At 51.9% G+C, this 10498-nt stretch carries 12 protein-coding genes and 1 pseudogene; 8 read left to right on the forward strand and 5 right to left on the reverse strand.

Translation table 11 applies throughout. The features are described from left to right. Positions 1-14 precede the first annotated feature (14 nt). Complete coding sequence (locus C3418_RS15040; protein WP_348551189.1) at positions 15-443, reverse strand: hypothetical protein; 429 nt, start codon at positions 441-443, stop codon at positions 15-17. A gap of 627 nt (positions 444-1070) precedes the next feature. Here C3418_RS15040 and mobI point away from each other — a divergent pair. From mobI to C3418_RS15060, 3 genes are read left to right on the forward strand one after another with little or no spacing between them, the layout of a single operon-like run. Continuing rightward, entirely contained in the window at positions 1071-1469 is a 399-nt protein-coding gene (gene mobI, locus C3418_RS15050; RefSeq protein ID WP_232484090.1) for a conjugative transfer protein MobI(A/C), read from the forward strand. Positions 1470-1473: 4 nt separating this feature from the next. Continuing rightward, positions 1474-1797, forward strand: a complete 324-nt coding sequence (locus C3418_RS15055; protein ID WP_073536804.1) for a hypothetical protein — start codon at positions 1474-1476, stop codon at positions 1795-1797. A gap of 20 nt (positions 1798-1817) precedes the next feature. After that, complete coding sequence (locus C3418_RS15060; RefSeq protein ID WP_172686308.1) at positions 1818-2861, forward strand: plasmid replication protein; 1044 nt, start codon at positions 1818-1820, stop codon at positions 2859-2861. A gap of 2193 nt (positions 2862-5054) precedes the next feature. Here the strand turns inward: C3418_RS15060 and C3418_RS15070 are convergent. The 3 genes from C3418_RS15070 to C3418_RS24740 all read right to left on the reverse strand — a co-directional run bounded on the left by C3418_RS15070 (position 5055) and on the right by C3418_RS24740 (position 6316). Next, positions 5055-5495, reverse strand: a complete 441-nt coding sequence (locus C3418_RS15070; protein WP_081374710.1) for a hypothetical protein — start codon at positions 5493-5495, stop codon at positions 5055-5057. A 6-nt stretch (positions 5496-5501) separates the two neighbouring features. After that, positions 5502-5726, reverse strand: coding sequence for a hypothetical protein (locus C3418_RS24735; RefSeq protein ID WP_234915485.1), 225 nt, complete (start codon positions 5724-5726; stop codon positions 5502-5504). Between the two features lie 62 nt (positions 5727-5788). Next, positions 5789-6316, reverse strand: coding sequence for a phosphoadenosine phosphosulfate reductase family protein (locus C3418_RS24740; protein WP_234915487.1), 528 nt, complete (start codon positions 6314-6316; stop codon positions 5789-5791). Positions 6317-6850: 534 nt separating this feature from the next. On the opposite strand from C3418_RS24740, the gene C3418_RS15080 reads away from it, so the two are divergent. From C3418_RS15080 to C3418_RS15100, 5 genes are read left to right on the forward strand one after another with little or no spacing between them, the layout of a single operon-like run. Further along, the gene (locus C3418_RS15080; protein WP_172686313.1) at positions 6851-7453 is read left to right on the forward strand and encodes a hypothetical protein; all 603 of its coding nucleotides are present in this window, start codon (positions 6851-6853) and stop codon (positions 7451-7453) included. Position 7454: 1 nt separating this feature from the next. Continuing rightward, a complete protein-coding gene (locus C3418_RS15085; RefSeq protein WP_073536806.1) occupies positions 7455-8000 on the forward strand; it encodes a hypothetical protein in 546 nt (181 codons plus the stop codon). Between the two features lie 2 nt (positions 8001-8002). Continuing rightward, a complete protein-coding gene (locus C3418_RS15090; RefSeq protein ID WP_073536807.1) occupies positions 8003-8533 on the forward strand; it encodes a hypothetical protein in 531 nt (176 codons plus the stop codon). Positions 8534-8584: 51 nt separating this feature from the next. Beyond that, a complete protein-coding gene (rdgC, locus tag C3418_RS15095; protein WP_073536808.1) occupies positions 8585-9496 on the forward strand; it encodes a recombination-associated protein RdgC in 912 nt (303 codons plus the stop codon). Between the two features lie 10 nt (positions 9497-9506). Further along, entirely contained in the window at positions 9507-10265 is a 759-nt protein-coding gene (locus tag C3418_RS15100; RefSeq protein WP_232484091.1) for a hypothetical protein, read from the forward strand. A 79-nt stretch (positions 10266-10344) separates the two neighbouring features. On the opposite strand, the pseudogene C3418_RS15105 reads toward C3418_RS15100, so the two are convergent. Further along, positions 10345-10498 (reverse strand): annotated as a pseudogene (locus tag C3418_RS15105) (IS4 family transposase); the annotation flags it as partial.

A 10498-nucleotide genomic window follows, 5' to 3' on the forward strand; every position in this document is an offset into this window, starting at 1 on the left:
ACAACTGCCTCCATTCACCAGACGGTAGTGGCCGGACGCTTACGGTGCTCCCCCTCTAAGCGCTTTTTCAACGCTTCCCGAAGCTCAGGATTCATGAACTGGCTCACCGGCAAACCCGTAACAAGCACATCAATTTCCTTTTGCTCAGACAGCAACAGGGCTGCATAGAACAGCGCTTTATATGGCTTGGTCGCGGGGTAATCATCATGTAGTTCCCGGTTCCAGCCTTGAAGGCGATCGGGCTCAACCCCTGCCACCCATTTTTCGTCATCAATAACAACCTGAATGCAGTTCCCTTCACCCCCTGTCAACTGCTGAGGCATCAGCGCCAGAGGACCTGCACCAACTGGCAGTACAGTAGTGGTGACATGCCCCCCCTTAAACCCCATAGCGATCTTTAAGTTCGAGTAACCAATATCCAGACCCAAAATAAATTGTTTCATAAAACGCTCCGCTTTCGTGTTTAGGTAGCTTTTCAGTGGTGTTCCGAGGATTGAGAAGCAGAATACAACCTACCAAGAGGCATCCATGCCTCTGGAACTGCCCAAAATGGGCATTTAGGTTGCTTTTCAGTGATTTTTTTCCCAACCCCATACTCCTGAGCATTCGCACCAACCCAGCCAGCACCGAGTTGTCCAATTCCCAAGGCATCTCCTGGCTTCAACGCGCCCTGATAGTTCGACAAAAAATGAAAAACTTACACCACCCTTCTATCTATCTGGAAAAACACACAAAAAAATTCAAAGCCATCATCTAAAAATGGAAAAATGCAGGCAGTTTTCCAGATAGATAGATGGGTCTTTGACAATTTCCATATCCGCGTTAGCCTGTTGCAAAGGGTAAGTTTGTATTGGAAAATTACGAGCAGTTTTCCAGATAGATAGTTATCTGGAAAGGAATTGGCCGGGGATTGGGAGGTTTGTTTGGCGAGTCTACCTACAACTAGATGGTTGGAATTACTAGAGCCATCTCTAGTCGATGAGCGTTCTGAGATCACATCGGATGTTCTATCGGTAGAGAGGGCGCGATTTGTAACAGAGGTACGAAGTCAAATTGAACGAGCTCTCGCTGTGCTCGCCGTCGAGGCACAGCAGGAAGCCGATATGTACTGGGCCTCACACAACCTAGCGCGGGAGGATGCGAGTGAAGATGAGCAAGGGCGAATCGGCACCCGTGTACGAATCGTCGGGAAGGTTTCACTAAGCGCAGAGTGGTATCGAAACAGATTTGTCAGCGCAGCTCCGAATGAGAAGAAGCTCGTTTTTTCGACATACATCAAGAAGGGTAAAAACCTCAAGTACAGTATGACAAACTTCAAAAACGAGCCGCAGTGGGCGCGAGAACTCATTGAGCAGGTAGAGTCCCGCTATGTGATGTTCAGGAAGCGGGCAGCAGCCATTTCGAAAGTACGTCGAGCGTTATGCGAGTACGAGAAATTACTTAACAGGACACATAGCGACGAGGTATGACACAATGACCGCATCTGTATCGGCAACTGAACTGGCGAAACTGGGTAAATGCGCTTCCCTGATAAAATCTGTCAGCAAGGACTCAGTTGCGGTGAATCGCGACTCATGCAGGCAAAGAACTTTACGTCCCGTGAAGCAAAGCCCAAGCTTGTCGTTACACAACGAAAACACCCTGAGGGGTGAGCAGGCACATTTACGATATGAATCTGCGGCACAACGACTCATGAATCATGCCGCGCAGGCAAAGCACCAGTTCTATCGCGTGGTATTTTCGGCCACCGTAGCAATGGGGTTGCTGACGTTACTTGCTGCATGGACAACCAACTAAACGGCACTAGCGGGATCAAGATGACAAGAAAAGCGAAAGACAAAGCTGTCGAGAAACTGCTAATTGAGAAAAACTCTCCGCAGATGAGTCTTTTTGAGATAATTGAGTCTCCAGGCAAAGAGAGCGAATACTCAAACACAATTGAGCTTTACGATGCGTTACCAAAGTACGTTTGGGACACCAAGAGGGAACAAGAGGACTTATCTAACGCTGTCGTAACGAGACAATGCACCCTGAGGGGTCAACAATTTACCGTCAAAGTAAAACCAGCGATTATTGAAAAAGATGATGGTCGTTCGGTTCTTATTTATGCGGGGCAACGAGAAGAGATTGTTGAGGATGCTTTGCGCAAACTTGCAGTGAAGGGGGCAGGCCTTGTTATTGAAGGTAAAGCCTCGGTAATGTTCTCACTGCACCAACTTCGACAAGAACTCGCAAAACTAGGTCACACGTACAGCTTCTATGAAATCAAAGAAGCGATCCTTGTTTGTCGCGGCGCAACACTTGAGTGCATAAGCAATGATGGTGGAACGATTTTCAGCTCAAGTTTTTTCCCAATGGTTGGACTTACCACGCTCAACGACCTGAAAAATAAAAAACAGGACGCTCGCTGTTATGTGCAATTTCACCCGTTGGTGCACGAATCAATTGTTAGTCTGACGTATCGGCAGTACAACTACAAAATCGGCATGAATATACGCTCGCCGCTTGCGCGGTTTATATATAAGCGCATGAGTCATTACTGGACTCAAGCATCATTGAGCACACCTTATACTCCCTCGCTAAAAAGCTTTCTGAGCCAAAGCCCGAGGGAATTAAGTCCGAGGATGCCGGAAAACGTCCGAGCAATGAAAAACGCTCTTGATGTTTTAGCTGGGGAACAAGTAATTAGCGAATATGAGGCCAATCACATTAAAGACGGCCGCAAGACGCTTGATGTGAGATATGTAATCCTGCCGCATGATAAATTCGTAAAGCAGATGATGGCCTCTAACAAACGCAGACAGCAGGTTGAGCAAAAGGCATTGGATAACAAGGACATGAAAAACACCAGGGGTAAATAACCCGCGCATGACATTGCACATTACAGACAGAGCCTGCAATTATTGGCCTTGTTCTTCCGCGCCAATAATGACACCAGACAATCCCCTGCCAACGTCCCCCCTACGATAGGTAGGTTTGCTGCACGGTTTGATTGAACCACCGTTCAGACCCATCACCCCACCACACACTCATGGTCATCAAACATCAACACAGGCGCTCAGGGCCGCCTGAGGCGAACTCAGACGCCCAAGGGGCGGGGGAAGTACCCCGGCATCATCACGGCGCTCCTGAGGCCGCATAGAGGCTATGAGCAAAGCGTAGGTGCAATCCACCAGCAACAAGACCAGACTCCATTATTATCAATCAGGAGGCCGCGAAGTACCGGCGCCCAGTAAGCCATACTCGGCAAGCTGGTGGATCAGCAAAGGTGTCCCATACGTATCAAGCCCGGCGATCGGGTTTACTGGGGCCCTCCCCCCCCGGATATGATTTCAAGACCGTCTACCCCGAACACAAGCAACCAAGATGAGCACAATGGTAATCCCTGTTCAGTACGGCTGCACCAGGGGTTGCTATGCAACTCAGTTGAGCAGTCGCTGGCCCCCCTCACGCAGGATACTGGCAACCATGGGCAGATTTCGGCATCGCCAGTTGGCGGCCGGAGTCAGCTATCGGCCACTGCCACAGCAGTACATGCAACCCCCTGTCGAGAGCCAAAATAGCTCAGAGCTGTCGGCAAGCTCCCCGACAGCAGCGGATAACAGAGCAATGAGGCTCTGCGACCTATACACATCTTCGTCCATGCCCCTCCAACTAACTACCTCCAGCCACCAGCATAACTGCCGATCTGGTTCTGGTACGTAGCCCCCCGGCCATGAGCCGGTGAGCCCATCCCATATTGAGCTACCCCCACATAGTTCGACTGCAAGTGATAACTCTCGGGAGTTAGGTTAGCGGATCGATAGCAGCCTACCGTAGCGGATATCCACGGTAGGTTCGCTGCACGGTATTCGGTATTCGGTAGGTTTGTTAGGCGATAGCGACCCGGTGACGGTAGGTTCGTGGCGCAAATAGGATGAGCGCCCTTACCCAAGAGGCATCGAGAACCAAACACCCACCAGGATGTTGCATATGAGTCTATCCACCTGCAAAATGCGGACACATTCGAACTCAATAGTGGGACATCAGTAGTCACCCCATAAATACCTAAACCGCCGAATGGCGGTTTTTTTGACCTATTTGAGCCGGGGAGGTTCAAAGCGTGGGGCAAGAACGGTAGGTTCGCTGCACGGTAAGAGGCCGGGGGGAAAGCGGTAGGTTCGCTGCACGGTAAGAGGCCGGGGGGAAAGCGGTAGGTTCGCTGCACGGTAAGAGGCCGGGGGGAAAGCGGTAGGTTTGCTGCACGGTAAGAGGCCGGGGGGAAAGCGGTAGGTTTGCTGCACGGTAAGAGGCCGGGGGGAAAGCGGTAGGTTTGCTGCACGGTAAGAGGCCGGGGGGAAAGCGGTAGGTTTGCTGCACGATAAGAGGCCGGGGGGAAAGCGGTAGGTTTGCTGCACGGTAAGAGGCCGGGGGGGAAAGCGGTAGGTTTGCTGCACGGTAGAAGATCGACTGTGCAGGCGAAGAACGGTAGGTTTACTGCACGATAGAAGGCCGACAGTACGTTTGTTGCACGAAAACATTCAGCTGGCGAAACCTGTCAAAGATTGACTCATCAGAACAAAAGGGAATCGAACAAAAAAGAGACAAAAATGGTGCCCATGAACGCCGTAGTCTGTGGATAACCATATGTCAGCTCGGTAGGTTTACTGCACGATAGGCGGTAGGTTAGTTGCACGGTTCATTTTTCGAGCGAAACGCACGGTAGGTTTGTTGCACCGATACGGTAGGTTTGCTGCACGATAAGCATCTGCTCGGTAGGTTTGTTGCACGGTAGAACGGATAGCCGTGAAGAAATGTGGATAGATCAACGACCTGCTGTGCAAAACCGGTGACGTATTCGGAGGGGACGGTAGGTTTACTGCACGGATTCCGGTAGGTTCGCTACACGGATCCAGGTAGGTTTGTTGCACGATAGATTTTCAAAAACGTCAAAGATCTCAAAATGTTGTGTCAGAACGGAGTGTCACTATCCTTTCTTTAACCTTGATCGATCCTTTAACCAGATCTAAAGATCTTTTATTTATTCTGTGCCAAGCGCATCTGTGAGTAAGGAGCTACCTAAGCAACTCATAGAGCACGCCAACAACAAGGAAAAGCACGAACAGGGAGGCCAGCATCGCAATCAAATAGCCGAGTTCATGAACAACCCCTTTGATCAGTGATTTCAGGCTGACGGATCTCCCTGTGATCCTGTGAACGATCCACTGATACACAGCAAACGAGGCCAGCCCGCAAATTACCAGAACCCCCACCAGCAGGAGAATATTACCCTTCACCGCGGACATACTCAGCACACCAGACTGGATGCCCCATCCAACAAGCTTGCCCAAGCCAAAGCCCAACACCAAGGCTACAGTACCCCGCCAAAGAACAACTTTCAGCGACTGACCCCAAGTGAGTTCGACCCCCATACTTCTTCTCGCCGAGAAGCGCACCAGTACCACCGATGTCACGATACCGATCACAACCATCAAAATGACGTCCAAATCCCTCACCCCATATCAATCTGAACCACATGCCTCACGGCCAAAAGCGCCTGGTGGCGTTTCCCATTTCTGTCCCGCTGGCACCAACACCGGCAACACGTATTGTTCCATCGACACCTGATTCAACGCATCAACATCCGAAATCCGTATCGGTGAAACACCAGCGCTCAAGTCAAGCACATCAATCCGCTTCCTTGAGACCGTCACGCCAAAGCTTTGTTCATAACGCGCAATCGACATCACCCGTTCAGGCCAATAGTGCTTGATCGTTGCCCACACCCGCGGGGAGTTGTATATGCAAGTCAGCCAGACGATCGACTCCACCCAAGCCGGTAGGGTACTGGTGCACTCACGCGATGTTTCTCCAGTACCTCCCATACCAGTTCCTCAGTCCAATGCAATACTGGCCTCCAAACATCAACCCTCCGTGCAGTCCTGCCGCTCCTTCTGTCACAAGCATGGGCCTCCAGCTGGTTGTACTTAGCCCTGTTGGCGCTTTCCTCTCGCCGCTCACCCGTCACGAATAGGATCTTCTTACCCCTGAATCGATCTTGGTTATTCAGCGCCCGACGACCAACATCGATTTTCAACGCACTGGAGCACCACCTGGTTTGAAGTGAAGGAGATTGTTGGGGGAAGCGAAGCCTAGTGGACGGTGATGCTCGCTGATGGTCCCTGGGCAGCACCAGAAGCCCCTCATGCGTCTCAACGTGGTGTGGACGACTGTAGGCATTATCCTTTAGCAGCTCCCCCTCAAAACCGCCCTCAAGCCACGAAAAGTACAGTGGTACCTGGAATACCTCCGCCAACTGGTGGCAGTAGTCGCGCATAACCCCCAGTCCATCAAAGAGCTCCCCTCCCGGCCATCGACGTCATGATGCCAGAACTCCATCGAGCAACCTCAAGTAGGCAGCTATCGAATCCTTGCCGCCAGATAGACAAACTATGACGTGATCGTACAAAGCCAGATCTACTTCCGGGGCCGAGTAATACGATGTTTCAACGTGACAACCCTTCTTACTTGGAAGACCGGTCAAGGCCCCTTCGAGAGACGGGATAACCACTTGGTCGTCAAACAGATCGCCCTGAACATTACCTCTCATAAACAGCTCACCATTTTTGCTTTACCGTTCTATATTTCCACATTACAGTATTATAAATCGATCCTGTAATTAACGGGGTGCTTTTGACCATTACGCCAGGCGCACCACAAGGAGTCATCAAAAAGCAATCTAAACGTAGCCTTTGGAATTGACTGGGATACTTGGCAACGCCGGGGTCGGTTAGGGAAGCGCAGATAGGTTGCTTTTAGATGGGTTCTTGATTGGTTGGCTGGTTCATTGTTCAACGAGAAGGTGACGACAGTGGAAGCTATAAAGCGATTCATCGTCTGGGTGAATTACGGTCTTGAGGGGTGGAGCATGTACGGCTCTAGCAACGATTGGAAAGAAGCCCTCTCCCTTCGCCTGGATGCGATAGAAGGGGGTGGCAATGACAAAGGGGATGTCTTCGTGACCGAGAGCAAAGAAGCGCTGGTGGCTGAGACCGAATTGACAGAATGGCACCGGGAGCTCGAAGCGGTGCTGATGGCCCTGGATGATTGTCAGTTGGAGTGCGATGGCATGACTTGGGCCGTGAGTCACCTATTGAAGGCGGCCGGGATCCCCCACGATTGCATGAGCGGCATGGTGAGGAACGAGCAGACCAAAGACATTGTGACCCCTCACTACTGGATAGCTCTCAATGGGGGTTGGGTGGTGGACCTTCGGCTCCGGATGTGGTTCGGGGACCATGATGAGGTTCCCCATGGAATCTTTCACTCTCTAAGCGAACCGGGCTTCTTCTACCAGGGTGAGCTCGTCCAACAACACCAAGGAATGCGGTTATCGAGGGCGGTACTGGACATGATGACCGATGGAAAAATTTCACATGTGAAAATTCCATCGCTACAAAGCGGAGAGAAGTAGAGTGGAACTGAACTACGACAAAGAAGTATCGGACGCACACTTGGCAGCTGCCGGTTGGGGGATGGACGCTTTCAATCATTCCAACCCTTTCGAAAGCCATGTCATCTACGTGAGAGACTATCGGAGCGACAACACTAGGTTGTTCACCATCAGGCAGGATGAGTTCGATGTGATCCGTGTCCCTGCCCACCAGCCAATCGAGGTGATGACTTCTATCATTGCAGCGTCAATGATAAAGCTCGCTCGGGGAACACTAAAAATCAACGAAAACTCAGGGCTGGCTCACGCCTTGGTGGGCTACGCCAAAGCAACTCAGACATACCGCCAGTGGCGTCTTGTCGCTGGTGCAAAAGAGCGTCTGCACTTAATCCTCAATATCTACCCTACTCGTGGTGATGACGGACTACTCAGACCCATTATCCTGCGCACCCCTGAAACAGTCCTGAGCACGACCGAAGTTCTCATGACCGCAGCCCAAATCCGGGATGTGGATAGAGTTAATCACCCCGAGTGGTTCAAGACCAAAAAGCTCGGCGGCCGGAGGTAGTGATGAAGCTTGTTCTCTGGATAGGAGCCCTGATCATTGCCCCCTTCGTCATCGCCAAGGTGGATTTGTGGCGCCGACGCGGCATCGGTGAGGCCTGGGGCTGGTGGGAAACAGAGAACATGCCTCATGAGCTGCGTACCGCGACCCTGTTCCTATCGGAGCAGGACATCGCGACTTCCCTGCCGGTGCCGATGCACGGCAGGGTTGACCAGGTGTACAAGACCAAGCGGGGGGTGCTCATCCCGCTTGATACCAAATCTCGTCCGATGACTCGCGTCTACGAATCGGACATCATCCAGCTCTCGGTTTACCGGATCATCCTGTTGCATCAGTACAACGTCCCCGTCGCCAACTACGGCTACGTCAGGACTGTGACTGAAACCTCAACCGGGGAGCGAGTCCGTTACATCAAGACAAAACTGCTCAGCGAAAGGCAAGTGGTCAAGCTATGGCGGCGCTATCAGTCGATACGCTCCGGCCAGATGACACCATCCTGTACCTGTGGTGGTGATTTCCACTCAACATCACGTTGAGTGTTTGGTTGTTTACTCGGGCCGATTGGCCCTTTTCCCATGGAGAGGCATATGTGGTTCAAAAACTTGAGCGTCTATCGTTTCACCCGTCCATTCGAGCTCACTGCGGAGCAGCTGGAGACCCAGCTTGAAACCTGTGCTTTCACCCCCTGCGGTAGCCAGGACATTTCCAAGTTCGGCTGGGTTAAACCCCTTGGCAAATTCGGTTCGATGCTGACCCACTCAGCACAAGGTCACATCCTCATCTGCGCTCGCAAGGAAGAGAAGCTCCTGCCGACAGCCTTCGTTAACGAGCAGCTGGCCGAGAAGATCGAAGAAGTGGAGCATGAGCAGGGCCGAGCCCTCAAGAAGAAGGAAAAGGCAGCTCTGAAAGAGGAACTGCTGCACTCCCTGCTACCTCGTGCATTCAGCCGCACAAACCAGACACTGGCTTGGCTGAATCCCGCAGAGAACCTGCTGGTGGTCGATAGCAGCTCAGCCAAGAGGGCAGACGATCTGCTGGCACTGCTGCGCAAATCCATTGGCTCCCTGCCTGTGGTGCCGGTGGCTCTCAAGAACCCGCCCGAGATCACCATGACCGAGTGGCTGAACGAGGGTAATCTCCCCGCCAGCTTCACCCTGGAAGACGAAGCTGAACTGCGGAGCGCCATGGAGGAAGGAGGAATTATCCGCTGCAAGAAACAGGACCTGATGACTGATGAGATCAAGCATCACCTGTCCAACGACAAACAGGTAACCAAGCTGGCCTTGACCTGGGGGGATACCCTGAGCTTCGTACTGGGGGACGATCTTTCCATCAAGCGGCTCAAGTTCAGCGAGGAGCTGCGCGAGCAGAACGATGATGTGAGTAATGAAGACCCCGCGGCCCGGATTGATGCGGACTTTGCCCTGGTGACTGCTGAGCTGTCACAGTTTATCCCAGCCCTCTTTGCTGCCCTGGGGGGCGAGGAACAGGCTCAATAGGGAGATACCGATGTATCACGCTTTCGACCTTTTCAGCATCATTTCTCTTGTGCTGATTATTGCCGTAATCGTTATCGCTCTGTTCCAACTGAACAGACCGGCGACGATAGTTCTTTCATCACCAAGTTGGCTGATTGTGCTCATGAGCCCAGCAACAGTATTACCTCTTGTCCCCATCTTATTTTCACTGTGGATTGTAGGATCCTCCTACTTATATGGGGCTACTGCTGGGAACATCTTTGGGCTCATTTTTACAGGCTTCTGCTACTACGCATTTCACGCGATCCTGCACAAAGGAGCGAGATTTTTCATGTCAAAACCGGTTAGGGAGTTGCAGTGGTGGATCGACTACCGTGGCAACTTCCATCCGCACTTAATCATCATGAATAACACTGACAGGACACATTTCAGCAAGAGGAAGGAAAAAGCGTTAAGACTGCTGGCCGACATTGAGGAAGCCGGTCCATTTGGCAGACCCATTGTAGTGAAAACGCCGTTCAAGCTTGATTACCTGTCAGCCCGTTTGGCTAGACAGGGATGGAAGATCGAGAGACGCCCCGCCTCCAGTTGTCCCTGGATTGTGCGAGTCGCGCTCCTGATGCGACGCGGGAAATTACAGTTACCGTTACCTTCAAATGGCTGGAGGCTCAAGCTGCCTACTCGTCGCGATTGGCGAGACCTTGCCATGATGCACCATGCGGTACTCTCCCCTCCCAGCTATCCAAGTGTTGAGATCACTCCATCAGCAGCAAGACTGCTCAGGGATTAGTCACAGGATATGAGGGAGCTATCCCCAGAATTTGTGGATAAAACGAGCTCAACTTAGGCCCCTAATCGGGCAATGCTGTTCACTTAAGCGGAGCCGCATTGCGATCTACCGGAAAACGGGTCTTTGATATCTTCACCGCCCTGGGTCTCGATGGCCTGGGGCGTTTTTCTATGAACATGACGCCTATGCAGCCCCGCAACTCCGCCAACCTCCGTGGCGTATGGGCTGGCGAT

Origin of the sequence: Aeromonas sp. ASNIH8 (genome assembly GCF_002919855.1) — a bacterium.
GTDB lineage: Bacteria > Pseudomonadota > Gammaproteobacteria > Enterobacterales > Aeromonadaceae > Aeromonas > Aeromonas caviae.